Here is a 394-nt window from a genome sequence, read left to right as displayed (position 1 = left end):
TGGGGGAAGGATTATTCGGCGCTGTGCGCCTCACCCTTCGGGCCGTTGCCTGCGGCAACGTTTTCTCGCTACGCTCGAATCGAACCTTAGTCGAAGATTCTCATCTTTCCCCGGTGCGGAGAACCATGAAGCATTAATTGATCAAGTTCGGGAATGTGGGATAGGCGAGAGATGGTGGTGGGGGAAGGATTATTCGGCGCTGTGCGCCTCACCCTTCGGGCCGTTGCCTGCGGCAACGTTTTCTCGCTACGCTCGAATCGAACCTTAGTCGAAGATTCTCATCTTTCCCCGGTGCGGAGAACCATGAAGCATTAATTGATCAAGTTCGGGAATGTGCGATATGCGAGAGAGGGTGGTGGGGGAAGGATTATTCGGCGCTTTGCGCCTCACCCTC

1 tRNA gene and 2 other RNA genes (1 of these 3 cut by a window edge) are annotated in these 394 nt (G+C 55.1%); all 3 read right to left on the bottom strand.

Annotated features, from left to right (window positions below):
* A non-coding RNA gene (locus DW58_RS14790) (RtT sRNA) lies at window positions 1-125 on the bottom strand; the annotation flags it as partial.
* Window positions 126-172: 47 nt separating this feature from the next.
* A non-coding RNA gene (locus tag DW58_RS14785) (RtT sRNA) lies at window positions 173-303 on the bottom strand.
* 50 nt (window positions 304-353) lie between these two features.
* Window positions 354-394 (bottom strand) — tRNA-Tyr (locus tag DW58_RS21235); it runs 83 nt beyond the window's last position.

The organism is Siccibacter turicensis LMG 23730, assembly GCF_000463155.2.
GTDB classification, from domain to species: Bacteria; Pseudomonadota; Gammaproteobacteria; order Enterobacterales; family Enterobacteriaceae; genus Siccibacter; species Siccibacter turicensis.
The sequence above is the reverse complement of the archived record's forward strand: the minus strand, read 5'-3'. Positions and strand labels throughout refer to the sequence as shown.